The organism is Pseudomonas sp. Z1-29 (genome assembly GCF_051131995.1).
GTDB lineage: Bacteria > Pseudomonadota > Gammaproteobacteria > Pseudomonadales > Pseudomonadaceae > Aquipseudomonas.
This window is the reverse complement of the sequence record NZ_CP071645.1, coordinates 5,025,844-5,048,489: the sequence shown is the minus strand read 5'-3', so window position 1 is coordinate 5,048,489 and position 22,646 is coordinate 5,025,844. Positions and strand designations below refer to the sequence as shown.

The window sequence follows — 22,646 nt, the reverse complement described above, 5'->3', positions numbered from 1 at the left end:
GTTTAATGACCGTTCTGCTCGTCCAGGACTACCTGATACAAGGCTTCGTTGCTCGGGGCGCTGCGCAGTTTTTCGCGTACTTCCTTGCGGTCGAGCATGCTGGCGATCTGGCGCAGCAGCTCGAGGTGCGCATCGGTCGCCGCTTCCGGGACCAGCAATACGAACAGCAGGTCGACCGGGGCGCCGTCGATGGCGTCGAAATCGATGGGGGCTTCAAGGTGTAGCAGCGCACTGATCGGCGCGGAACAACCCTTGAGGCGGCAATGGGGAATGGCGATGCCGTTGCCAAAACCGGTGGAGCCGAGTTTCTCACGGGCAACCAGCGCCTCGAAAACGTCCTGCATTTCCAGATCCGGTACTTCGCGGTGGATCAGGTTGGCGATTTGTTCGAGGGCTTTCTTTTTACTGCCGCCCGGCGCGTTCACCTGTGAACGGCCGGGGGTCAGGATGGATTCTAGTCGGATCATGGATTGGGGGGGTTAACGACCGGTTGCGCCCTGGAGGAGGCTCTGGGTCTTTTCCTTATGCTTTTTGAGTTGGCGATCCAGCTTGTCGGTCAGCAGGTCAATCGCGGCATACATGTCTGAATGCTCTGCGTTGGCAACCACTTCTCCGCCGGGGATATGCAGCGTGGCTTCGATTTTCTGCAGCAGCTTCTCGACGTTCATCGTGACTTGCACGTTGGTGATCTTGTCGAAATGCCTTTCCAATCGGTCGAGCTTTTCGCCGATGTAGGTGCGCAGGGGTTCGGTCACTTCCAGTTGGTGTCCACTGATGTTGACTTGCATACAGCTTCTCCTTCGTTGCCAGTGCATAAAGCGGCAGGTAGAAATACCTGCCACTGGAACGCTGTGGCGTGGCCTGTTACATCAACCGCTTGCGTTCGCTCGAAGGCGCGATTCCCAGGGATTCGCGGTATTTGGCGACGGTACGGCGGGCCACCTGAATGCCTTGTGCCTCCAGTAAACCAGCGATCTTGCTGTCACTCAACGGCTTTTTCTGATTTTCCGCAGCGACCAGTTTTTTAATGATCGCGCGGATGGCCGTGGACGAGCATTCACCGCCTTCGGAGGTACTGACGTGGCTGGAGAAAAAGTATTTCAATTCATAGATGCCCCTTGGGGTATGCATGAATTTCTGGGTTGTCACCCTCGAAATCGTCGACTCGTGCATGCCTACCGCCTCGGCGATGTCATGCAAGACCAACGGTTTCATCGCTTCGTCACCGTACTCCAGGAAGCCGCGCTGATGCTCGACGATCTGGGTGGCGACTTTCATCAGGGTTTCGTTGCGGCTTTGCAGGCTCTTGATGAACCAGCGCGCCTCCTGCAACTGATTGCGCATGAAGGTATTGTCGGCGCTGGTGTCGGCGCGCTTCACGAAACCGGCGTATTGGGCATTGACCCGCAGCTTGGGTACCGATTCCTGGTTCAGCTCCACCAGCCAGCGATCGTTGTGTTTGCGCACGATCACATCGGGGACGACATACTCGGGCTCGGTGGATTCGATTTGCGAGCCGGGGCGCGGATTCAGGCTTTGCACCAGTTCGATGACCTGGCGCAACTCATCTTCCTTGAGCTTCATCCGGCGCATCAACTGGCTGTAGTCGCGGCCGCCCAACAGGTCGATGTAATCGGTTACCAGGCGCTTGGCTTCGCCCAGCCATGGCGTCTTGGCGGGCAGCTGGCGCAATTGCAGCAGTAGGCATTCGCCTAGGTTGCGAGCGCCAATGCCGGCGGGTTCGAATTGCTGGATGCGATGCAGGACGGCTTCGATCTCGTCCAGCTCGATATCGAGCTCAGGGTCAAAGGCTTCGAGGATTTCTTCGAGGGTCTCGTCCAGGTAGCCCTGGTTGTTGATGCAATCGATCAACGTCACCGCGATCAGGCGATCGGTGTCCGACATCGGCGCCAGGTTCAGTTGCCACAGCAGATGGCTTTGCAGGCTTTCGCCAGCAGAGGTGCGAGTGGTGAAGTCCCACTCGTCGTCGTCACCGCCTGGCAGGCTGCTGGCGCTGGTCTGGTAGACGTCTTCCCACGCCGTGTCCACGGGCAGGTCATTGGGAATGCGTTCGCTCCATTCGCCATCGTCGAGGTTATCCACCGTCGGGGCGGCTTCCTGATAGGACGGTTCCGGGACCTCCGGGGTGGTTTTCTGCTCGACGTTGTCGGCCAGTGGGTCGGTATTGTCGAAGTCGTCGCCTTCTTCCTGGCGTTCGAGCATCGGATTGGACTCCAGCGCCTCCTGGATTTCCTGTTGCAGGTCCAGGGTCGACAATTGGAGTAGGCGGATAGCCTGTTGCAGCTGCGGTGTCATCGTCAGCTGCTGGCCCATTCTCAAGACTAGCGATGGTTTCATGGCTGGGGCTTAACACCTTATTCGCCGGCGCACATGCGCCATCCACTACAGGGCGCCGAAGCGCCAAACTTAAGCAAATTATATGCCTGAAACTGAAGTGTTTGCCTAGGGGGCTATCTCAATTAATTGAGGGCGCCCGGGCATCCGCCAGGCCACCTTTGGCTTAAAGGCGGAACTCATGGCCCAGGTATACTTCCTTGACCAGTTCGTTGGCCAGGATGGTGGCGGAGTCGCCCTCGGCGATCAGCTGGCCATCGTTGACGATGTAGGCGGTTTCACAGATATCCAGCGTCTCGCGTACGTTGTGGTCGGTGATCAGCACGCCGATTCCCTTGGCCTTGAGGTGATGGATGATCTGCTTGATGTCGCCCACCGAAATCGGGTCCACGCCGGCAAACGGCTCATCCAGCAGAATGAATTTCGGCGCGGTGGCCAGGGCACGGGCGATCTCCACGCGGCGACGTTCGCCACCGGAAAGGCTCATGCCCAGATTGTCGCGAATGTGGCTGATATGGAACTCCTGCAGCAGGCTTTCCAGCTCCTGGCGACGGCCGGCCTTGTCGAGCTCCTGGCGGGTTTCCAGGATCGCCATGATGTTGTCGGCTACCGACAACTTGCGAAAGATCGACGCCTCTTGTGGCAGGTAGCCAATGCCAGCCTTTGCCCGGCCATGCATCGGCCGGTGGCTGACGTCCAGGTCATCGATCAGTACGCGACCCTGGTCGGCCTGCACCAGGCCGACAATCATGTAGAAACAGGTGGTCTTGCCCGCGCCATTGGGGCCGAGCAAGCCTACGATCTGGCCGCTTTCGATGGACAGGCTGACATCACGCACGACTTGGCGGTTCTTGTAGCTCTTGGCCAGATGCTGAGCTTTCAGAGTTGCCATTACTGGGCCTTCTGCTCGTCGGTTTTCTTTTTCGGCTGGATCACCATGTCGATGCGTGGGCGCGATTCGGTGACCTTGCTGCCAGTGGCGCGACCGGCGCTGGCCAGTTTCTTGTTGGTGTCATAGACGATTTTCTCGCCCTGGGTCACGTTATTGTCCTTGTCGACAACCTTGGCGCGGTCGATCAGCACGACGCGGTCCTGGGACGCGTGATACTGGATGGTGACGCCATAGCCCTGGACCGGCTTGGTATCGCCCGCGGTCTGCATCTGCTCGAAGTAGGCCAGGTTGCCCACCGAGGTCACCACGTCGATGTCGCCGGACTGGGTGCGGGTGATGGTCACGGTATTGCCGGTGACCTTCATCGAACCCTGAGTGATGATCACGTCACCCTTATAAGTGGCGACGCCGTTCTTGTCGTCCAGTTGCGCGTCGTCGGCCTGGATGCGGATAGGCTGGTCGCGGTCGGTGGGGAGGGCCCAGGCGCTCGCGCTTCCCAGTGCTGCGCCCAGACTGAGCAAAATAGGGAGGGTTTTAGCGAGCTTCATACTGTCCTCTTACGTTCGATAGCAGGTGTATCCTGCTTTCCTTCAAATAGGCCTTCATTCCCGTGCCGGTCGACACGCCGCCGGCGCCGTCGATTCTAACGGGTTGCTCGGTCTGCGCATATTGGCGCTGCGGGAAGACTGTCATACGGGTACTGGTAATGATGGTCGTACGGTTCTTCTCATCGGTCCGGGCCACGCGTACCGAGTCGATCAGTTCCACTTCGGTGCCGCCGGGGTTGACCTCGGCGCGCTCGCTTTGTACGTGCCACGGGAACTCCGTGCCGCGGAACATGTTCAGGTCCGGCTTGGTGACCAGCGTCATGTCGCTGGCCTTCACGTGATCGACCTTGTCCGACGTCATCTCATACTGCAGCTTGCCGTCAGGCAGGTACTGCAAGGTGTGCGTGTTGGTCGCGTACCAGTCGATATCGTTTTCCGGCGCCTGGACCGCAGGCTGGTCGAGGAAGCGTTCCGGGCTGATGTTCCAGTAGCCCACCGCCGCGAAGATCGCGGCGATACAGCCGAACACCAGGATGGTGCGAATTTTCTTGCTTAGCATAGGTGGCTCACAGGTACGCGGCGTTGGCCGCTTCGAGGTGGCCCTGGGCACGCAGGATCAGTTCACAGAATTCGCGGGCCGCGCCTTCGCCGCCCCTCGCCGTGGTGACGCCATGGGCGTGCTCGCGTACGAAGGCAGCCGCGTTGGCCACTGCCATGCCCAGGCCGACACGGCGGATCACCGGAAGGTCTGGCAGATCGTCACCGAGGTAGGCGACCTGCTCATAGCTTAGATTGAGTTGGCCGAGGAGTTCGTCCAGCACCACCAATTTGTCTTCGCGGCCCTGATAAAGGTGCGGGATGCCGAGGTTCTTCGCGCGCCGTTCGACCACTGGGGTCTTGCGGCCACTGATGATGGCGGTCTGCACGCCGGTGGCCATCAGCATCTTGATGCCCTGGCCATCAAGGGTGTTGAACGTCTTGAATTCGCTGCCGTCTTCGAGGAAGTACAGGCGGCCATCGGTCAGCACACCATCCACGTCGAACACTGCCAGTTTGATTGCTTTGCCGCGTTGCAACAGGTCTGTGCTCATTTACATGACTCCCGCACGCAGCAAGTCGTGCATATTCAGGGCGCCCACCGGGCGGTCTTCGTCGTCGACCACCACCAGGGCGCTGATCTTGTGGTCTTCCATGATCTTCAAGGCTTCGGCGGCAAGCATTTCGGCCCGGGCTGTCTTGCCGTGGGGGGTCATGACCTCATCGATGGTCGTGCTGTGGATATCGATGGTGCGATCCAGGGTACGACGCAGGTCGCCGTCGGTGAAGATCCCGGCGAGCTTGCCGTCCGTTTCTAGAATAACGGTCATGCCCAGGCCCTTGCGGGTCATCTCCATGAGGGCGTCCTTGAGCAGCGTGCCACGCTGTATCTGCGGCAATGCGTCTCCCGCGTGCATCACGTTTTCGACCTTGAGCAGCAGCCGGCGGCCCAGGGCGCCACCGGGGTGGGAGAAAGCGAAATCTTCGGCGGTGAAGCCCCTGGCTTCCAGCAAGGCCACGGCCAGGGCGTCGCCCATGACCAGCGCCGCCGTGGTGGAAGAGGTGGGTGCCAGATTCAGCGGGCAGGCTTCGTGTTCGACATGCACGTTGAGGTTCACCTCGGCGGCCTTGGCCAGCGGCGAGTCAGGATTGCCGGTGAGGCTGATCAACTGGATGCCCAGGCGCTTGATCAGCGGCAGCAGGGTGACGATTTCATTGGTGGAGCCGGAGTTCGACAGCGCCAGGATGATGTCATCCCGAGTGATCATGCCCATGTCGCCATGGCTGGCTTCGGCGGGGTGGACAAAAAACGCCGGGGTGCCGGTGCTGGCCAGGGTCGCGGCAATCTTGTTGCCGATGTGCCCGGATTTGCCCATGCCCACCACGACCACGCGGCCCTTGCTGGACAGAATCATCTCGCACGCGCGTACGAAATCAGCATCGATATGGGCCAGCAAACCTTGCACGGCTTCGAGTTCGAGGCGGAGGGTACGTTGTGCCGATTGAATCAGTTCGCTGGATTGGCTCATGTCAGAAATCGTATAGCCCGATGAAAAGGCGGCGATTATACCGGCAATGAACGATTCCCTCACGTTAGTTCGTCATGCTTTGTTCAGGCAGCCCCAACGCTTGACATGAAATGTGACGTTTTACCTCGAGCAAGGCTCAACGGGCGGGCGTCGGCCTTGGGCGCTTGGTCGTTGCAGTGATATAGTTCGCCGCCGGTTCGTGTGCCCGGCGTTACCGGCGTTTGTCGGCTGGCCGGGACATCCGAATATGAGGCTGCATCGCAAGGAGTTTAGATGAGTGCCGACAACGCCTACGCGGTCGAGCTGAAGGGGCTGTCCTTCAAGCGAGGGACGCGCAGCATTTTTAATGACATCGATATTCGTATCCCGCGCGGCAAGGTGACCGGCATCATGGGGCCTTCCGGCTGCGGCAAGACCACGCTGCTGCGCCTGATGGGGGCACAATTGCGTCCCAGTGCCGGCGAAGTCTGGGTCAATGGCCAGAATCTTCCAGAACTGTCGCGCAGCGATCTGTTCGATGCGCGCAAGCACATGGGCGTGCTGTTCCAGAGCGGTGCGCTGTTTACCGATCTCGACGTATTCGAAAACGTGGCGTTTCCCCTGCGGGTCCATACGGAGCTGCCGGAAGAGATGATCCGCGATATTGTCCTGCTCAAATTGCAGGCCGTCGGGCTGCGCGGCGCCCTGGAGCTGATGCCGGACGAACTGTCCGGTGGCATGAAGCGTCGCGTCGCGTTGGCTCGGGCGATTGCCCTCGATCCGCAGATCCTCATGTACGACGAGCCCTTCGTCGGACAGGACCCTATCGCCATGGGCGTGCTGGTGCGTCTGATCCGCTTGCTCAACGATGCGTTGGGCATCACCAGTATCGTGGTGTCCCACGACCTGGCCGAAACCGCGAGCATTGCCGACTACATCTATGTGGTCGGCGATGGCCAGGTGTTGGGGCAGGGCACGCCCCAGGAGCTGAAGGATTCGGACAACCCGCGTATTCGCCAATTCATGAAAGGTGATCCGGACGGCCCGGTGGCGTTCCATTTTCCGGCCACGGATTACCGTACCGATCTGCTGGGGAAGCGCTGATGCGCAAGAAGTCATTAATAGAAAGAGTCCGCCTGTTCGGTCGCTCGGGCATCGACGTGGTGGCGGTACTGGGGCGTTCGTCGCTGTTCCTGATGCACGCCTTGCTCGGTCGCAGTTCGACCGGCGGCGGTTTTGGCCTGCTGGTCAAGCAACTGCATTCGGTGGGGGTGATGTCCCTGGTGATCATCGTCGTCTCGGGGATTTTCATCGGCATGGTCCTGGCGCTCCAGGGCTTCAGCATATTGTCCAGCTACGGTTCCGAGCAGGCGGTCGGGCAGATGGTTGCGCTGACCTTGCTGCGTGAGCTCGGTCCCGTGGTCACGGCGCTGCTGTTTGCCGGGCGCGCCGGTTCAGCGTTGACGGCCGAGATCGGTAACATGAAGTCCACCGAACAGCTGTCCAGCCTGGAAATGATCGGGGTCGACCCGCTCAAGTACATCATTGCCCCGCGCTTGTGGGCCGGCTTCATTTCCCTGCCGGTGCTGGCAATGATCTTCAGCGTCGTGGGGATCTGGGGCGGCTCATGGGTTGCCGTCGATTGGCTGGGGGTCTATGAAGGCTCCTACTGGGCCAATATGCAGAACAGCGTCGATTTTCTCGACGATGTGCTCAACGGTGTGATCAAGAGTGCCGTATTCGCTTTCGTAGTGACCTGGATCGCCGTGTTTCAAGGTTATGACTGTGAGCCCACGTCAGAGGGGATCAGCCGTGCCACAACCAAGACCGTGGTATACGCCTCGTTGGCCGTCCTGGGCCTTGACTTTATTCTGACCGCCTTGATGTTTGGAGATTTCTGATGCAAAACCGCACCCTGGAAATCGGTGTCGGCCTTTTCCTGCTGGCTGGCATCCTGGCTTTGCTGTTGCTGGCCCTGCGGGTCAGTGGACTGGCGCCGACCGCAAGCACCGATACTTATAAACTTTATGCTTATTTTGACAATATCGCCGGTTTGACTGTCAGAGCCAAGGTGACCATGGCCGGTGTGACCATCGGCAAGGTCACGGCAATCGATCTGGATCGCGACAGTTTCACCGGTCGGGTGACGCTGCAGCTGGAAAAGCGCGTGGACAACCTGCCGACTGACTCCACTGCATCTATCCTCACGGCTGGGCTGTTGGGTGAGAAATACATCGGTATCAGCGTGGGCGGGGAAGACTCCCTGCTCAAGGATGGCGGGACCATTCACGACACGCAGTCGTCGCTGGTGCTTGAGGACCTGATCGGTAAATTCCTGCTCAATACCGTTAGCAAAGACGCCAAATGAGGAGCTTTTGAATGATCTCTATCCTGCGACGCAGCCTGCTGGTCCTGCTGGCGGCGCTGCCGCTGATGGGCAACGCCGTGGCGGCGCCTTCGGCGCACGACATCATCAAGACGACCACCGACCAACTGTTGGCCGATCTGTCGGCGAACAAGGAAAAGTACAAGCAGGACCCGGGCGCATTCTACGAGTCCTTGAATCGTATCGTCGGGCCGGTGGTGGATGCCGACGGTATTTCCAAGAGCATCATGACCGTCAAGTATTCGCGCAAGGCTACGCCCGCGCAGATGACCCGCTTCCAGGAAAACTTCAAGCGCAGCCTGTTCCAGTTCTATGGCAACGCCTTGCTCGAGTACAACAACCAGGGGATCACGGTCGACCCGGCCAAGGATGAGTCAGGCGAGCGCACCAGCGTCGGCATGACGGTCAAGGGCAACAATGGCGCCGTGTACCCGGTGTCCTACACACTCGAGAAAATCAACGGCGAGTGGAAAGTCCGCAACGTGATCATCAACGGCATCAACATCGGCAAGTTGTTCCGTGATCAGTTCGCCGATGCGATGCAGCGCAATGGCAATGACCTGGACAAGACCATCAACGGTTGGGCCGGTGAAGTCGCCAAGGCCAAGGAAGTTGCCGAAGACGCCCAAGAGAAGCAGCAACAATGAATGAGCCGGTGAGTGAATCGGCCGTTCGCCTGGGCGAGGCCGGCGAGCTGCTGCTCAGCGGCGTGCTGGATTACCGTACCGGCCCTGGATTGCGCAAGCAGGGCCAGGCGCTGATCGAGTCCGCGAAGGCTGCGGAGCTGGTTATCGACTGTTCGGGCGTGCAGAAGTCCAGCAGCGTCGGCCTGTCGCTGCTGCTGTGCTTCATGCGCGACGCCAGGGCCGCCGGCAAGACGTGGAGCATCCGCGGGATGCCCGAAGACATGCGCGAAATAGCCCAGGTCAGCGAATTGACCGAGCTGTTGGCGCATCCCTGACCCACATCGCTGGAAGCGCCCCCTGTCAGAGTCCTGCTTCGCGGGGTTCGCAGGCGCGGGGCTTTTTTGTATGATGTGCGACCCGTGCGCACAGGGCGCCGATTGAGGTTGAGCATGCAGGCTGTAGAAGTGAAGAGCTTCCTTGAAGGAAAGCTGCCTGGTACGCAGGTGGAAGTTGAAGGCGAAGGCTGCAACTTCCAGTTGAACGTGATCAGCGATGAACTGGCGGCGTTGAGCCCAGTGAAGCGTCAGCAGAGCATCTATGCCCATTTGAACCCATGGATCGCCGATGGCAGCATCCACGCGGTCACGATGAAATTTTTCAGCAGCGCGGCCTGGGCCGAGCGCACCTGAGCCCAAGGGCCTCGAGATTCTTATGGATAAACTGATTATTACCGGCGGCGTTCGTCTTGATGGCGAAATCCGTATTTCCGGGGCAAAGAACTCCGCCCTGCCGATCCTGGCCGCGACGCTGCTGTGCGATGGCCCGGTGACCGTGGCCAACCTGCCGCACCTGCACGACATCACCACGATGATCGAGCTGTTCGGTCGCATGGGCATCGAGCCTGTGATCGACGAGAAGCTCAGCGTCGAAATCGACCCGCGCACCATCAAGACCCTGATCGCGCCGTACGAACTGGTGAAGACCATGCGTGCGTCGATCCTGGTACTCGGCCCGATGGTCGCTCGTTTCGGTGAAGCCGAAGTCGCCTTGCCTGGCGGTTGCGCCATCGGTTCGCGTCCGGTGGACCTGCACATCCGTGGCCTCGAAGCCATGGGCGCGGTGATCGACGTCGAAGGCGGCTACATCAAGGCCAAGGCGCCTGAAGGCGGCCTGCGTGGCGCGCATTTCTTCTTCGACACCGTCAGCGTGACCGGTACCGAAAACATCATGATGGCCGCCGCCCTTGCCAAGGGCCGCAGCGTGCTGCAAAACGCTGCCCGCGAGCCTGAAGTCGTCGACCTGGCGAACTTCCTGATCGCCATGGGCGCCAAGATCAGCGGCGCCGGCACCGACACCATCACCATCGATGGCGTCGAGCGCCTGCACTCGGCCACCTATAAAGTGATGCCGGACCGTATCGAAACCGGCACCTACCTGGTAGCCGCCGCCGTCACCGGTGGTCGCGTCAAGGTCAAGGACACCGATCCGACCATCCTCGAAGCCGTCCTGGAGAAACTCAAGGAAGCCGGTGCCGAAGTCACCTGCGGTGCAGACTGGATCGAAGTGAACATGCACGGCAAGCGGCCGAAAGCCGTCAACGTGCGGACCGCTCCATACCCGGCGTTCCCGACTGACATGCAGGCGCAGTTCATCTCCCTCAACGCCATTGCCGAAGGCACGGGCGCGGTGATCGAGACGATCTTCGAAAACCGTTTCATGCACGTCTACGAGCTGCACCGCATGGGCGCCAGGATCCAGGTCGAAGGCAACACGGCCATCGTCACCGGGACCGAAAAACTGAAAGGCGCGCCTGTCATGGCGACCGACCTGAGGGCTTCGGCCAGCCTGGTCATCTCTGCACTGGTTGCCGAAGGCGACACGCTGATCGACCGCATCTACCACATCGACCGTGGCTACGAGTGCATCGAAGAGAAGCTGCAGATGCTCGGCGCCAAGATCCGTCGCGTACCGGGCTAGTAGCGGCTGAACGGGCACACGGAAGTGCCCTCTGATTTCGTTTCACATCGAGGGTGGTTGCACCCTCGATGTCTGTCTGGCGCCGCTTGCGACCAGGCATGAGTACCTTGATAAGGACTGACGCTTCCCATGTTGACCATCGCACTGTCCAAGGGCCGCATCCTTGACGACACCCTGCCGCTTCTGGCCGAAGCGGGCATCGTGCCGACCGAGAATCCGGACAAGAGCCGCAAGCTGATCATTCCTACGACCCAGGCCGACGTGCGCTTGTTGATCGTACGCGCCACCGATGTGCCGACCTATGTGGAACATGGCGCCGCCGATCTGGGCGTAGCCGGCAAGGACGTGCTGATGGAGTATGGCGGCCAGGGCCTTTACGAGCCGCTGGACCTGCGGATCGCCCGCTGCAAGCTGATGACCGCCGGCAAGGTCGGCGCCCCCGAGCCCAAGGGCCGCCTGCGGGTGGCGACCAAGTTCGTCAACATTGCCAAGCGTTACTACGCCGAACAAGGCCGTCAGGTCGACATCATCAAGCTCTACGGCTCGATGGAGCTGGCGCCGCTGATCGGCCTGGCGGACAAGATCATCGACGTCGTCGACACCGGCAATACGTTGCGGGCCAATGGTCTTGAGCCGCAGGATTTCATCGCCGACGTCACCTCCCGGCTGGTCGTCAACAAGGCTTCGATGAAAATGCAGCACGCCCGCATCCAGGCTTTGATCGACACCCTGCGCAAGGCAGTGGAATCGCGACACCGCGGCTGATTCACCTGCGCGACTTCTGCGTCGCGCCCGTCTATCCGCGTCATAGCCAATTTTCTCAGGTGCCCACGCGAATGGACTGGTAGCTTAGGGCGCCTGAGCATTTGCCATTAATGAGGCCCTCGCCATGACCGCTCCCACCTCGATTCGCCGACTCAACGCTGCCGACCCGGATTTCGCACATCATCTGGATCATCTGCTGAGCTGGGAGAGTGTGTCCGACGACTCGGTCAATCAGCGTGTGCTCGACATTATCAAAGCCGTGCGCGAGCGTGGTGATGCCGCACTGGTGGAGTTCACCCAGAAGTTCGACGGCCTCCAAGTCGCCTCGATGGCCGACCTGATCCTGCCGCGCGAGCGCCTGGAGCTGGCCCTGACCCGAATCACCGTGCCCCAGCGCGAAGCCTTGGAAAAAGCTGCGTCCCGCGTGCGCAGCTATCACGAAAGACAGAAGCAGGATTCCTGGAGCTACACCGAAGCCGATGGCACGGTGCTTGGCCAGAAGGTCACGCCGCTGGACCGCGCCGGCCTGTATGTGCCGGGTGGCAAGGCCTCCTATCCGTCTTCGGTGTTGATGAATGCGATTCCGGCCAAGGTGGCTGGCGTGACCGAAGTGGTCATGGTCGTCCCGACTCCGCGCGGGGACATCAACGAACTGGTGTTGGCGGCCGCCTGCATCGCCGGCGTCGACCGAGTGTTCACCATCGGCGGTGCGCAGGCCGTGGCTGCGTTGGCCTATGGCACCGAAAGCGTGCCGCGGGTCGACAAGGTGGTCGGGCCGGGCAATATCTATGTTGCCACCGCCAAGCGCCACGTATTTGGCCAGGTCGGCATCGACATGATCGCCGGCCCTTCGGAGATCCTCGTGGTCTGCGACGGCCAGACCGACCCGGACTGGATCGCCATGGACCTGTTTTCCCAGGCCGAGCACGACGAAGATGCCCAGGCCATCCTGGTCAGTCCGGATGCCGGGTTCCTCGACAAGGTCGCTGCCAGTATCGCCAAGCTGCTGCCGACCATGGACCGCGCCGAGATCATCAACACCTCGATCAATGGCCGTGGAGCGCTGATCAAGGTCGAAGACATGGAGCAGGCCATCGAGGTCGCCAACCGCATCGCACCGGAACACCTGGAGTTGTCGGTGGCCGACCCGCAAGCCTGGCTGCCGAAGATTCGCCATGCCGGTGCGATCTTCATGGGCCGTCACACGTCCGAGGCATTGGGTGATTATTGCGCGGGCCCCAACCACGTGCTGCCGACTTCCGGCACCGCGCGTTTCTCGTCGCCGCTGGGCGTTTACGATTTCCAGAAACGTTCGTCGATCATTTTCTGCTCCGAGCAGGGCGCGTCCGAACTGGGCAAGACCGCTTCGGTGCTGGCCCGCGGCGAATCGCTGAGCGCCCACGCCCGTAGCGCCGAGTACCGCATTCTTGACGAGCCATCCATTGAAGGGCAGGGGAACTGAAATGAGTAAATTCTGGAGCCCGTTCGTCAAGAACCTGGTGCCCTACGTGCCGGGCGAACAGCCGAAGCTGACCCGGCTGGTCAAGCTCAACACCAACGAAAATCCCTACGGCCCATCGCCCAAGGCCCTGGCCGCGATGCAGACCGAGCTGAACGACAATCTGCGCCTGTATCCGGACCCCAACAGTGATTTGCTGAAAAGCGCCGTGGCCCGGTATTACGCAGTGCAGACCAACCAGGTGTTCCTGGGCAACGGTTCGGATGAAGTGCTGGCGCACATTTTCCACGGCTTGTTGCAGCACGATCAGCCGTTGTTGTTTCCGGACATCAGCTACAGCTTCTATCCGGTTTATTGCGGGCTGTACGGTATCCAGTTCGATGCGGTGCCGCTGGATGAACAATTCCGGATCGACCCGGCAGACTACGCCAAGCCCAATGGCGGGATCATTTTCCCCAACCCGAATGCGCCGACCGGTTGCCTGCTGGCGCTGGACGCGGTGGAACAGATCCTCAGGGCCAGCCCGGATTCAGTGGTAGTGGTCGATGAGGCCTATATCGATTTCGGCGGCGAAACGGCCATCAGCCTGGTGGATCGTTATCCGAACCTGCTGGTGACACAAACCCTGTCCAAGTCACGCTCGCTGGCGGGGCTGCGCGTGGGCCTGGCGGTGGGCCATCCGGACTTGATCGAAGCGTTGGAGCGGATCAAGAACAGCTTCAACTCCTACCCGCTGGATCGCCTGGCGAATGTCGGCGGCGCGGCAGCGTTCGATGATCGCGAGTATTTTGACCAGACCTGCCGGTCGGTCATCGAGCACCGCGAATGGGTAGTTGGGCAGCTTGAAGCCAAGGGTTTTGAAGTACTGCCGTCGGCGGCCAACTTCATCTTCGCCCGTCACCCCCGACATGACGCGGCGGGGCTGGCGGCGAAACTGCGCGAGCAGGGCGTGATCGTGCGGCACTTCAAGCAGGCGCGCATCGCCCAGTTCCTGAGGATCAGCATCGGCACGCCGGAGCAGAACCAGGCACTGATCGAGGCTATGGGCGAGCTCTAACCTTCAGCACGGCCCTGTGGGAGCGAGCTTGCTCGCGATGGCTGAGTGTTTGTCACCTCAAGGGTGGCTGAACCGACGCTTTCGCGAGCAGGCTCGCTCCCACATGCGTTTCAGGGTGTCCAAAAGGTCGGCAAACTTGTAAATCCCCTGTGGGAGCGAGCCTGCTCGCGAAGGCGTCGGCTCAGCTCCCGCAGTTTTCGACTTCACTCGTGATGCGGCTCACCGAGGAATGTCAGCGAAGTAAACACCCCGCGCGTCGCCACGTCCTTGTTGTCCTTGAGCGGGATTTCCATGCTTGCGGCGATCACGTTCAAACCTTCATTGCGCACCAGCACCTTGGCCCGGCCTTCGGCGTCGGTTTCAGTGCTCACGGTGTTCGGTGCGCTGCGGTAGTCGCCCACCAGCTTCACACCGGCGGCCGGTTTGCCATCGAGCAGCACCCGCACCGGCAGCGATTGGCCGGGGCCGACGGTCAGCGGGTCGACTTCCGGCAGGATCACGAACTTGATCGGTTCGAGCTTCGGCAGCTTGGCGCCCGGCTCGTAGATCGCCAGGCTGTACTTGAAGGTCTGGGTTGATTCAATCGCCCCAGGCACTTTGCTGCGGCCTTCGTTGATCCATTTCTTGTCGGCGGTCTGCGACCACATGCCGTTGTCCAGGGCGACCGCCAGCACGGCCGGCGGCTTGAGCGGCTGCAGGCGCGCGTGGTCCGACAAACGCTCCACCGTGACCGGGATCATCTTGTCGCCGAGGTCGTAGGCCCAGGCGCCACTGATTTTCTGCGCCTTGAAGGCGTTGTCTTCGGCGCCGTGGCCGTAGATCACCTCGATATTGCCGCGGCGTTGTTCGGTCCACAGGCCATGGGCCGAGGCGTCGATAGCCAGGAGCATGCCGAGCAGGGCAAAGGTCTTGGGGTATTTCATGCTGATTTTCCTTTTTATAGATCGAGGGTGAGGCTGACAGTGAAGTTGCGCGGATCGCCGGGGGTGACCCAGTAATTGCTGTAGGAGCGTTCGTAGTATTTTTCGTCGAGGACGTTGTTCAGGTTCAGGCCGACGGTGACGTTGTCACTGGCCTTGTAATGGGCCAGCAGATCCACGGTGTGGTAGGCCGGCAGTTCGAAGTCCTTGCCGGCCTCGCCCGAGCGATCGCCGACATAAGTGAATGCCGCGCCAACGTCCGAGCCGCGCAGGTGGCCGTCCTGGAATTCGTAGACCCCAAGCAGGCTGCCGCTGCGCTTGGCAACGCCGAGGATCCGGCTGCCGTCGGGAATCTGCTCGTCGCCCTTGGTCACTTCGGCATCGATGTAGGCGAAGGCGCCAATTACCCGCACGGCGTCGGTCACCTGGCCGGTGACCTGGAGGTCGATGCCCTGGCTGCGGGCCTTGCCCACGGCGCGGCTGAAGTCGGTTCCGGCGACTTGGGTCAGGACGTTTTCCTTCTCTATATGAAAAGCCGCCAGGGTGGTGCTCAGGCGATCGTCGAACAGCTCGCTCTTGATTCCGAGTTCATAACCGACACCTTCCTCCGGGTCGAAGGTCTTGCCGCCGGCATCCAGGCCGTTATTGGGCTTGAACGAAGTGGAGGCGTTGGCGAACAGCCCGACTTCAGGCGTCAGTTGATACAGCAGCCCCGCGCGTTGCGTCAGGGCGTCATGGCGCTGACGGCTGGTGACGTCGTTGACATGATTGTCGATGCTTTGCTCGAAGTGCTCATAGCGCACGCCAAGCAGGCCGCGTAGTTTGTCGGTGAAGACGATCTGGTCCTGCAGGTTCAGGGCCCTGCTTTCGACATGCTCGAAGAAGTCCGTGCCGGAGCGCGTACCGTTGGGTTTCGGCTGGCCGTAGATCGGGTTGTAAATGTCGATGGGATAAGCGCTGCCGGCGATGGTCGTCACGCGTTCGTTCTTGCGATAGTCCTCGTATTCCGTGCCGATCAGCAGTTCATGCCGCCAGGGGCCGAGGTCGAACTGGCCGCGCAGTTCCAACTGGGTGATGCTGTCGTGCCAATCATTGTCGCGCTCGCGGTAGCGGCGGTTCACGGTGTGGCCGTCGGCGTTCAGGGCGCGCGCCTCTGAGGCGAAGCCCCAGAGTTCACCCTGCTTGTAATGGCTGGCCAGACGCAGTTGCCAGGTATCGTTGAGCTGATGCTCAAGGGCGGCCTGGAGCATATTGTTGTGATTGTCGATGTCGCCGTCGTTGGGTTCGCCGAGGAAAGTCGAGCGGGAGACGCCACCCCAGCGATTATTCGGAGCGACGATGCCGCGATCGAACGTCGAGCTGTGGCGCACGATTTCGCTTTCCACCAGCAGTCGAGTGTCCGGGCTCAGTTGCCAACTGATGGACGGGGCCACGAAGACGCGCTTGCTGTCGACGTGATCACGGAAACTGTGGTTGTCCTCCACCGCCAGGTTTACTCGCGACAGCAGGTTGCCTTCGGCGTCCAGTGGCGTATTGACGTCCAGCGCTGTGCGATATCGGTCCCAACTGCCGGCGCTGGTCTGCAGTGTGGTGAAGGCTTCGGGTTGGGGTTTCTTGGTGACAATGTTCACCGTCCCGCCAGGGTCTCCCCGACCATAAAGGCTGGCCGCCGGGCCCTTCAAAACTTCGATGCGTTCGATATTGGCGGCGTCCGGGGTGCTTGGGTAACCGCGGTTGGCGCTGAAGCCGTCCTTGTAGAACTCCGACGTGGTAAAGCCGCGCACGCTGTATTCATAAAGCGTCAGGCCGCCGAAATTGTTCTGCTTCGATACGCCACCGGCATATTCCAGCGCCCGTTCGACGCTGGTACTGCCCAGGTCCTTGAGCACGCTGGCGGTAATCACGCTGATGGATTGCGGGACGTCGCGCAGGGCGGTGTCGGTTTTGGTCGCGCTGGCGGAGCGGGTGGCGCGATAACCTGAAACGGGGCCGGTGGGGGATTCGTACTCGGACGTGACGTTGATGGCGTCCAGTTCCAGGGGCTGGATTTCTTCGGCGAAGGCGGGATCACCGAGCAGGCCCAGGGCGAGACTGGCAGCGGAAATCCGTTTGAAGGATGACATGTTATGTTGTTCCAATTTTAGTATTGAAACAATATAACACTACTAATGAGAATTTATGCTATCTGTAATTTCAGGTGCAGCTATGGTCGCCGCAGAACGAGGAGTACATGTGGCGAGGGGATTTATCCCCGCTGGGCTGCGCAGCAGTCCTTACTTGGCTGCCGCGGTGTGTCAGTCTGGTCGAGTCGCTTGCTCTTGGGGCTGCTTCGCAGCCCAGCGGGGATAAATCCCCTCGCCACAAGTGTTCTGATCAAGGCGCCGCGGTTACTCTTCTTCCTTGAGCACCACCGGTGCCGGCGGTGGACGCAGGCCGATCTCGGCGGTGAGCTTGAGCTCCTTGCCGTTGCGCATCACCTGGATGGTGACCTTGTCGGTGGGCTTGATCCGCGCCACCTGGTTCATCGAGCGGCGGCCGTCGCCGGCCGGTTCGCCGTCGATGCTGAGGATCACGTCACCCAATTGCAGGCCGGCTTTCTGGGCCGGACCGTCGCGGAAAATCCCCGCCACGACGATGCCGGGGCGCCCGGACAAGCCAAAGGATTCCGCCAGCTCCTGGGTCAGCGGCTGGACTTCAATGCCCAGCCAGCCGCGAATCACCTGGCCGTGCTCGATGATCGACTTCATCACCTCCATGGCCAGCTTCACCGGAATGGCGAAGCCAATGCCCTGGCTGCCGCCGGACTTGGAGAAGATCGCCGTATTGATCCCGGTGAGATTGCCATTGGCATCCACCAGCGCACCGCCGGAGTTGCCGGGGTTGATCGCGGCGTCGGTCTGGATGAAATCCTCGTAGTTGTTCAGGCCCAACTGGTTGCGACCGGTGGCGCTGATGATGCCCATGGTCACGGTCTGGCCGACGCCGAACGGGTTGCCGATCGCCAGGGCCACGTCGCCGATACGGATGCTGTCGGAGCGGCCGATGGTGATCGCCGGCAGGTTCTTCAAATCGATCTTCAGCACGGCCAGATCGGTTTCCGGGTCGCTGCCGATCACCCGCGCCAGGGTTTCACGACCGTCCTTGAGTGCCACCACGATCTGGTCGGCACCACTGGTGACGTGGTTGTTGGTCAGGATGTAGCCTTCCGGGCTCATGATGACGCCCGAGCCCAGGCTTGATTCCATGCGCTTCTGCTTGGGGGAATTGTCACCAAAGAAGCGTCGGAATTGCGGGTCCTCGAACAGTGGGTGACCGGACTTGTTGACGACCTTGGTGGTGTACAGGTTGACCACCGCCGGCGCGGCGAGGGTCACCGCATCCGCATAGGACACGGGGCCCTGCTGCGGAGCCTTGGCCTGCGGTGCCTGTTGCAGGTTGACGTCGAGGCTTGGCAAGCCGACCCATTCCGGGTAGCGCTGGATAATCAGTAGTGCGACAAGTACGCCGGCCAACAGCGGCCAGCCGGAAAAACGCAGCGCCTTGAGCATTAAGCACGTCCTACAGAGGTTGCAGGCGGAATGGGACCGCCCATAATGTCGCGCATTATACGAGGCCGCGCACGCCTCTGAACGGGATATTTAGGAGTCTTTTTATGGCCGTAGCCCTGAGCACCCTGGTTGAAGAAGCGGACCGATACCTGGCAAGCAGCCGGGTCGCCGATTACTGCCCCAATGGCTTGCAGGTCGAGGGCGCGCCGCAGGTGATGCGCATCGTCAGCGGCGTGACCGCCAGCCAGGCGCTGCTCGACGCCGCCGTGGAGGCCAGCGCCGACCTGGTGCTGGTGCATCATGGTTATTTCTGGAAGGGTGAGAACCCGTGCATCACCGGCATGAAGCAGCGGCGCCTGAAAACGCTGCTCAAGCACGACATCAGTCTCTTGGCTTACCACTTGCCGCTGGATCTGCACCCCGAGGTGGGCAATAACGTGCAACTCGCCCGGCAGTTGGACATCACCGTGGAGGGGCCGCTGGACCCGGACAATCCGAAAATCGTCGGCCTGGTCGGCTCCTTGTCCGAGCCGATGACGCCCCGGGATTTCGCTCGCAAGGTCCAGGAAGTGATGGGGCGCGAGCCGTTGTTGATCGAAGGCGAGCAGATGATCCGCCGGGTGGGCTGGTGCACCGGCGGTGGCCAGGGCTACATCGATCAGGCGGTACTCGCCGGGGTTGACCTGTATCTCAGCGGCGAAGCGTCGGAGCAGACCTTCCACAGCGCCCGGGAGAACGGCATCAGCTTCATTGCTGCCGGGCATCATGCGACCGAGCGCTACGGCGTCCAGGCGCTGGGTGACTATCTGGCGCGACGCTTCGCGCTGGAGCATATCTTCATCGATTGCCCGAATCCTATCTGACTGCTGGTCACCCCTGTGGGAGCGAGCCTGCTCGCGAAAGCGTTATAACAGACACATGGGTATTGACTGACGCACCGCTTTCGCGAGCAGGCTCGCTCCCACATTGATACCTGAACGCGCCCGAACCCACAGGCATATCCATATGCTGTTTCGATCTAGTTGGCGCCCTGATTAGAAGAGGTCGCTGTGCTAGGATTCCCCGCTCGAACACGGCCCGCTGGCCGTTCATAAGAAAGCTTTCGTGAGTAGCCATGGTCGACAAACTGACGCATCTGAAACAGCTGGAGGCGGAAAGCATCCACATCATCCGCGAGGTGGCCGCCGAGTTCGATAACCCGGTGATGCTGTACTCCATCGGTAAAGACTCCGCCGTGATGCTGCACCTGGCACGCAAGGCGTTTTTCCCCGGCAAGCTGCCGTTTCCGGTGATGCACGTCGACACCCGCTGGAAATTCCAGGAGATGTACAAGTTCCGCGACAAGATGGTCGAAGAACTGGGCCTGGACCTGATCACCCACATCAACCCGGACGGCGTCGCGCAGAACATCAACCCGTTCACCCACGGTAGCGCCAAGCACACCGACATCATGAAGACCGAGGGCCTGAAGCAGGCGCTCGACAAGCATGGTTTCGACGCTGCATTCGGCGGCGCCCGTCGCGATGAAGAGAAGTCCCGCGCCAAGGAGCGCGTCTACTCGTTCCGCGACAGCAAGCACCGCTGGGACCCGAAGAACCAGCGCCCCGAACTGTGGAACGTCTATAACGGCAAGGTCAACAAGGGCGAGTCGATCCGCGTCTTCCCGCTGTCGAACTGGACCGAGCTGGACATCTGGCAGTACATCTACCTCGAAGGCATCCCGATCGTGCCGTTGTACTTCGCCGCCGAGCGTGAAGTGATCGAGAAGAACGGCACGCTGATCATGATCGACGACGAGCGCATCCTCGAGCACCTGTCCGACGAAGACAAGGCGCGCATCGTCAAGAAGAAAGTGCGTTTCCGTACCCTTGGCTGCTACCCGTTGACGGGCGCGGTGGAGTCCGAGGCGGAAAGCCTGACGGACATCATTCAGGAAATGCTCCTGACGCGAACTTCCGAGCGCCAGGGCCGGGTCATCGACCACGATGGCGCAGGCTCGATGGAAGACAAGAAACGTCAGGGTTATTTCTAAGGGGTTGTCATGTCGCACGTATCTGATTTGATCAGCGAGGACATCCTCGCCTACCTGGGCCAGCACGAACGTAAAGAGCTGCTGCGCTTTTTGACCTGCGGTAACGTCGACGACGGCAAGAGCACCCTGATCGGGCGCCTGCTGCACGACTCGAAGATGATCTACGAAGATCATCTGGAAGCGATCACTCGCGATTCGAAGAAAGTCGGCACCACCGGTGACGACATCGACCTGGCGCTGCTGGTCGACGGCCTGCAGGCCGAGCGCGAGCAAGGCATCACCATCGATGTCGCCTACCGCTATTTCTCCACCGCCAAGCGTAAATTCATCATCGCCGACACGCCCGGCCATGAGCAGTACACCCGGAACATGGCCACCGGTGCCTCCACCTGTGACCTGGCGATCATCCTCGTGGACGCCCGCTACGGCGTGCAGACCCAGACCCGCCGCCACAGCTTCATCGCCTCGTTGCTGGGCATCAAGCACATCGTCGTGGCCATCAACAAGATGGACCTCAAGGACTTCGACCAGGGCGTATTCGAGTCGATCAAGGCCGACTACCTGAAGTTCGCCGAAGGCTTGAAGATGAAGCCCACCAGCATGCACTTCGTGCCGATGTCGGCGCTCAAGGGCGACAACGTGGTGAACAGGTCCGAGCGTTCGCCGTGGTACACCGGCCAGTCGCTGATGGAAATTCTCGAGACCGTGGAAGTGGCGGGCGACCGCAACTTCTCCGACCTGCGTTTCCCGGTGCAGTACGTCAACCGTCCGAACCTGAACTTTCGCGGTTTCGCCGGCACCCTTGCCAGCGGCATCGTGCACAAGGGCGACGAAGTCGTGGTGCTGCCGTCGGGCAAGAGCAGCCGCGTGAAATCCATCGTCACCTTCGAGGGCGAGCTGGAACACGCCGGCCCAGGCCAGGCTGTGACGTTGACCATGGAAGACGAGATCGATATCTCCCGTGGCGACCTGCTGGTACACGCCGACAACGTTCCGCCGGTGACCGACAGCTTCGAAGCGATGCTGGTGTGGATGGCCGAAGAGCCGATGCTGCCGGGCAAGAAGTACGACATCAAGCGCGCCACCAGTTACGTGCCCGGCTCGATTGCCAGCATCGTCAACAAGGTCGATGTGAACACCCTTGAGGAAGGCCCGGCCAGCGCGTTACAGCTCAACGAAATCGGCAAGGTGAAGATTGCTCTGGACGCGCCGATCGCCCTGGACGGCTACGAGAGCAACCGCACCACCGGCGCCTTCATTATCATCGACCGCCTGACCAACGGCACCGTCGGTGCCGGCATGATCGTCGCCCAGCCGCTGGCCCACGGCAGCAGCACGCACCACGGCAAACTGGCCCACGTGTCGGTGGAAGAACGCACCCAGCGTTTCGGCCAGCAGCCGGCCACCGTGCTGTTCAGCGGCCTGTCGGGCGCGGGCAAGAGCACGCTGGCCTATGCTGTAGAGCGCAAGCTGTTCGACATGGGCCGCGCGGTGTTCGTGCTCGATGGTCAAAACCTGCGCCACGACTTGAACAAAGGCTTGCCGCAGGACCGTGCCGGACGCACCGAGAACTGGCGTCGTGCGGCTCACGTCGCCCGTCAGTTCAACGAAGCGGGCCTGTTGACCCTGGCCGCCTTCGTTGCACCGAGTGCCGAAGGGCGTGAGCAGGCCAAGGACCTGATCGGCCGCGAGCGCCTGCTGACGGTCTATGTCCAGGCCTCGCCAACGGTGTGCGCCCAGCGTGATCCGCAAGGGCTGTATGCCGCCGCCGGCGACAACATCCCGGGCGAGTCCTTCCCGTACGACGTGCCGCTGGATGCCGACCTGGTGATCGACACCCAGTCGCTGACCCTGGAAGAGAGCGTCAAGCAGGTGCTGGATCTGCTGCGCAAGCGTGGGGCGATCTAAGGGAAGCAGCTACAAGCTTCTAGCTTCAAGCGGCAAGTAAAAGCCCGCCGATGAATGATCATCGGCGGGCTTTTTTGTTGTCTGGAGGGACGCCATCGCGAGCAAGCTCGCTCCCACAGGTATTTGTC

General features: G+C 60.9%; 24 protein-coding genes. 13 read left to right on the top strand and 11 right to left on the bottom strand.

The window, feature by feature from the left end:
* Positions 1 to 2 precede the first annotated feature (2 nt).
* From ptsN to J3P84_RS22980, 8 genes are all read right to left on the bottom strand, one after another.
* A complete protein-coding gene (gene ptsN / locus J3P84_RS23015) occupies positions 3 to 467 on the bottom strand; it encodes a PTS IIA-like nitrogen regulatory protein PtsN (protein WP_210642854.1) in 465 nt (154 codons plus the stop codon).
* A 12-nt stretch (positions 468 to 479) separates the two neighbouring features.
* Positions 480 to 788, bottom strand: a complete 309-nt coding sequence (gene hpf / locus J3P84_RS23010) for a ribosome hibernation-promoting factor, HPF/YfiA family (protein ID WP_039592236.1) — start codon at positions 786 to 788, stop codon at positions 480 to 482.
* Positions 789 to 864: 76 nt separating this feature from the next.
* On the bottom strand, positions 865 to 2,358 hold the full coding sequence (locus tag J3P84_RS23005; RefSeq protein WP_434626097.1) for an RNA polymerase factor sigma-54: 1,494 nt from the start codon (positions 2,356 to 2,358) through the stop codon (positions 865 to 867).
* A 163-nt stretch (positions 2,359 to 2,521) separates the two neighbouring features.
* Positions 2,522 to 3,247: an LPS export ABC transporter ATP-binding protein gene (gene lptB / locus J3P84_RS23000; protein ID WP_305496791.1), complete on the bottom strand. Its 726-nt coding sequence runs from the start codon at positions 3,245 to 3,247 to the stop codon at positions 2,522 to 2,524.
* The gene (gene lptA / locus J3P84_RS22995; protein WP_305496790.1) at positions 3,247 to 3,795 is read right to left on the bottom strand and encodes a lipopolysaccharide transport periplasmic protein LptA; all 549 of its coding nucleotides are present in this window, start codon (positions 3,793 to 3,795) and stop codon (positions 3,247 to 3,249) included. The genes lptB and lptA overlap by 1 nt, the downstream gene beginning before the upstream one ends.
* Positions 3,782 to 4,354, bottom strand: coding sequence for an LPS export ABC transporter periplasmic protein LptC (lptC, locus tag J3P84_RS22990; protein ID WP_434626094.1), 573 nt, complete (start codon positions 4,352 to 4,354; stop codon positions 3,782 to 3,784). Before lptC ends, lptA begins: the two co-directional genes overlap by 14 nt.
* A gap of 7 nt (positions 4,355 to 4,361) precedes the next feature.
* Positions 4,362 to 4,886 carry a KdsC family phosphatase gene (locus J3P84_RS22985; protein WP_305496788.1) on the bottom strand — a complete coding sequence of 175 codons (525 nt, stop codon included), beginning with the start codon at positions 4,884 to 4,886 and terminating at the stop codon, positions 4,362 to 4,364.
* On the bottom strand, positions 4,887 to 5,861 hold the full coding sequence (locus J3P84_RS22980) for a KpsF/GutQ family sugar-phosphate isomerase (protein WP_434626092.1): 975 nt from the start codon (positions 5,859 to 5,861) through the stop codon (positions 4,887 to 4,889).
* A 273-nt stretch (positions 5,862 to 6,134) separates the two neighbouring features.
* Here J3P84_RS22980 and J3P84_RS22975 point away from each other — a divergent pair, with 273 nt between their 5' ends.
* From J3P84_RS22975 to hisC, 10 genes are all read left to right on the top strand, one after another.
* Positions 6,135 to 6,944 (top strand): ATP-binding cassette domain-containing protein, encoded by an 810-nt coding sequence (locus J3P84_RS22975; RefSeq protein WP_305496786.1) that lies wholly within the window; start codon positions 6,135 to 6,137, stop codon positions 6,942 to 6,944.
* Entirely contained in the window at positions 6,944 to 7,741 is a 798-nt protein-coding gene (gene mlaE, locus J3P84_RS22970) for a lipid asymmetry maintenance ABC transporter permease subunit MlaE (RefSeq protein WP_305496784.1), read from the top strand. The genes J3P84_RS22975 and mlaE overlap by 1 nt, the downstream gene beginning before the upstream one ends.
* Positions 7,741 to 8,208, top strand: coding sequence for an outer membrane lipid asymmetry maintenance protein MlaD (mlaD, locus tag J3P84_RS22965; protein ID WP_186613429.1), 468 nt, complete (start codon positions 7,741 to 7,743; stop codon positions 8,206 to 8,208). The genes mlaE and mlaD overlap by 1 nt, the downstream gene beginning before the upstream one ends.
* 11 nt (positions 8,209 to 8,219) lie before the next feature.
* Positions 8,220 to 8,873, top strand: a complete 654-nt coding sequence (locus tag J3P84_RS22960) for an MlaC/ttg2D family ABC transporter substrate-binding protein (RefSeq protein ID WP_305496782.1) — start codon at positions 8,220 to 8,222, stop codon at positions 8,871 to 8,873.
* An 8-nt stretch (positions 8,874 to 8,881) separates the two neighbouring features.
* Entirely contained in the window at positions 8,882 to 9,187 is a 306-nt protein-coding gene (locus J3P84_RS22955) for an STAS domain-containing protein (RefSeq protein ID WP_434626088.1), read from the top strand.
* A 114-nt stretch (positions 9,188 to 9,301) separates the two neighbouring features.
* Complete coding sequence (locus J3P84_RS22950; RefSeq protein ID WP_007953556.1) at positions 9,302 to 9,541, top strand: BolA family protein; 240 nt, start codon at positions 9,302 to 9,304, stop codon at positions 9,539 to 9,541.
* A gap of 22 nt (positions 9,542 to 9,563) precedes the next feature.
* Positions 9,564 to 10,829 carry a UDP-N-acetylglucosamine 1-carboxyvinyltransferase gene (gene murA / locus J3P84_RS22945; protein WP_305496778.1) on the top strand — a complete coding sequence of 422 codons (1,266 nt, stop codon included), beginning with the start codon at positions 9,564 to 9,566 and terminating at the stop codon, positions 10,827 to 10,829.
* Between the two features lie 129 nt (positions 10,830 to 10,958).
* Complete coding sequence (gene hisG / locus J3P84_RS22940; RefSeq protein ID WP_305496776.1) at positions 10,959 to 11,594, top strand: ATP phosphoribosyltransferase; 636 nt, start codon at positions 10,959 to 10,961, stop codon at positions 11,592 to 11,594.
* Between the two features lie 124 nt (positions 11,595 to 11,718).
* A complete protein-coding gene (hisD, locus tag J3P84_RS22935; RefSeq protein WP_434626086.1) occupies positions 11,719 to 13,056 on the top strand; it encodes a histidinol dehydrogenase in 1,338 nt (445 codons plus the stop codon).
* 1 nt (position 13,057) lies between these two features.
* Positions 13,058 to 14,110, top strand: a complete 1,053-nt coding sequence (gene hisC, locus J3P84_RS22930) for a histidinol-phosphate transaminase (RefSeq protein WP_434626083.1) — start codon at positions 13,058 to 13,060, stop codon at positions 14,108 to 14,110.
* Between the two features lie 203 nt (positions 14,111 to 14,313).
* Here hisC and J3P84_RS22925 read toward each other — a convergent pair whose 3' ends face one another.
* The 3 genes from J3P84_RS22925 to algW form a co-directional block, all read right to left on the bottom strand.
* A complete protein-coding gene (locus J3P84_RS22925) occupies positions 14,314 to 15,033 on the bottom strand; it encodes a DUF4198 domain-containing protein (RefSeq protein WP_434626081.1) in 720 nt (239 codons plus the stop codon).
* A 14-nt stretch (positions 15,034 to 15,047) separates the two neighbouring features.
* Positions 15,048 to 17,153 (bottom strand): TonB-dependent siderophore receptor, encoded by a 2,106-nt coding sequence (locus J3P84_RS22920; RefSeq protein WP_434626078.1) that lies wholly within the window; start codon positions 17,151 to 17,153, stop codon positions 15,048 to 15,050.
* 264 nt (positions 17,154 to 17,417) lie between these two features.
* On the bottom strand, positions 17,418 to 18,578 hold the full coding sequence (algW, locus tag J3P84_RS22915; RefSeq protein WP_305496771.1) for a Do family serine endopeptidase AlgW: 1,161 nt from the start codon (positions 18,576 to 18,578) through the stop codon (positions 17,418 to 17,420).
* Between the two features lie 104 nt (positions 18,579 to 18,682).
* Between algW and J3P84_RS22910 the strand changes: the two genes are divergently transcribed.
* The 3 genes from J3P84_RS22910 (at position 18,683) to cysN (ending at position 22,518) form a co-directional block, all read left to right on the top strand.
* Positions 18,683 to 19,441, top strand: a complete 759-nt coding sequence (locus J3P84_RS22910; RefSeq protein ID WP_434626075.1) for a Nif3-like dinuclear metal center hexameric protein — start codon at positions 18,683 to 18,685, stop codon at positions 19,439 to 19,441.
* Between the two features lie 251 nt (positions 19,442 to 19,692).
* Positions 19,693 to 20,610 (top strand): sulfate adenylyltransferase subunit CysD, encoded by a 918-nt coding sequence (gene cysD / locus J3P84_RS22905; RefSeq protein ID WP_007912374.1) that lies wholly within the window; start codon positions 19,693 to 19,695, stop codon positions 20,608 to 20,610.
* Between the two features lie 9 nt (positions 20,611 to 20,619).
* A complete protein-coding gene (gene cysN / locus J3P84_RS22900) occupies positions 20,620 to 22,518 on the top strand; it encodes a sulfate adenylyltransferase subunit CysN (protein ID WP_434626073.1) in 1,899 nt (632 codons plus the stop codon).
* Positions 22,519 to 22,646 lie beyond the last annotated feature (128 nt).

Excerpts from the sequence above, each read along its gene's own strand:
- ptsN (WP_210642854.1), bottom strand. The coding sequence starts at position 467 with ATGATCCGACTAGAATCCATCCTGACCCCCGGCCGTTCACAGGTGAAC.
- hpf (WP_039592236.1), bottom strand. The coding sequence starts at position 788 with ATGCAAGTCAACATCAGTGGACACCAACTGGAAGTGACCGAACCCCTG.
- J3P84_RS23005 (WP_434626097.1), bottom strand. The coding sequence starts at position 2,358 with ATGAAACCATCGCTAGTCTTGAGAATGGGCCAGCAGCTGACGATGACA.
- lptB (WP_305496791.1), bottom strand. The coding sequence starts at position 3,247 with ATGGCAACTCTGAAAGCTCAGCATCTGGCCAAGAGCTACAAGAACCGC.
- lptA (WP_305496790.1), bottom strand. The coding sequence starts at position 3,795 with ATGAAGCTCGCTAAAACCCTCCCTATTTTGCTCAGTCTGGGCGCAGCA.
- lptC (WP_434626094.1), bottom strand. The coding sequence starts at position 4,354 with ATGCTAAGCAAGAAAATTCGCACCATCCTGGTGTTCGGCTGTATCGCC.
- J3P84_RS22985 (WP_305496788.1), bottom strand. The coding sequence starts at position 4,886 with ATGAGCACAGACCTGTTGCAACGCGGCAAAGCAATCAAACTGGCAGTG.
- J3P84_RS22980 (WP_434626092.1), bottom strand. The coding sequence starts at position 5,861 with ATGAGCCAATCCAGCGAACTGATTCAATCGGCACAACGTACCCTCCGC.
- J3P84_RS22975 (WP_305496786.1), top strand. The coding sequence starts at position 6,135 with ATGAGTGCCGACAACGCCTACGCGGTCGAGCTGAAGGGGCTGTCCTTC.
- mlaE (WP_305496784.1), top strand. The coding sequence starts at position 6,944 with ATGCGCAAGAAGTCATTAATAGAAAGAGTCCGCCTGTTCGGTCGCTCG.
- mlaD (WP_186613429.1), top strand. The coding sequence starts at position 7,741 with ATGCAAAACCGCACCCTGGAAATCGGTGTCGGCCTTTTCCTGCTGGCT.
- J3P84_RS22960 (WP_305496782.1), top strand. The coding sequence starts at position 8,220 with ATGATCTCTATCCTGCGACGCAGCCTGCTGGTCCTGCTGGCGGCGCTG.
- J3P84_RS22950 (WP_007953556.1), top strand. The coding sequence starts at position 9,302 with ATGCAGGCTGTAGAAGTGAAGAGCTTCCTTGAAGGAAAGCTGCCTGGT.
- murA (WP_305496778.1), top strand. The coding sequence starts at position 9,564 with ATGGATAAACTGATTATTACCGGCGGCGTTCGTCTTGATGGCGAAATC.
- hisG (WP_305496776.1), top strand. The coding sequence starts at position 10,959 with ATGTTGACCATCGCACTGTCCAAGGGCCGCATCCTTGACGACACCCTG.
- hisD (WP_434626086.1), top strand. The coding sequence starts at position 11,719 with ATGACCGCTCCCACCTCGATTCGCCGACTCAACGCTGCCGACCCGGAT.
- hisC (WP_434626083.1), top strand. The coding sequence starts at position 13,058 with ATGAGTAAATTCTGGAGCCCGTTCGTCAAGAACCTGGTGCCCTACGTG.
- J3P84_RS22925 (WP_434626081.1), bottom strand. The coding sequence starts at position 15,033 with ATGAAATACCCCAAGACCTTTGCCCTGCTCGGCATGCTCCTGGCTATC.
- J3P84_RS22920 (WP_434626078.1), bottom strand. The coding sequence starts at position 17,153 with ATGTCATCCTTCAAACGGATTTCCGCTGCCAGTCTCGCCCTGGGCCTG.
- algW (WP_305496771.1), bottom strand. The coding sequence starts at position 18,578 with ATGCTCAAGGCGCTGCGTTTTTCCGGCTGGCCGCTGTTGGCCGGCGTA.
- J3P84_RS22910 (WP_434626075.1), top strand. The coding sequence starts at position 18,683 with ATGGCCGTAGCCCTGAGCACCCTGGTTGAAGAAGCGGACCGATACCTG.
- cysD (WP_007912374.1), top strand. The coding sequence starts at position 19,693 with ATGGTCGACAAACTGACGCATCTGAAACAGCTGGAGGCGGAAAGCATC.
- cysN (WP_434626073.1), top strand. The coding sequence starts at position 20,620 with ATGTCGCACGTATCTGATTTGATCAGCGAGGACATCCTCGCCTACCTG.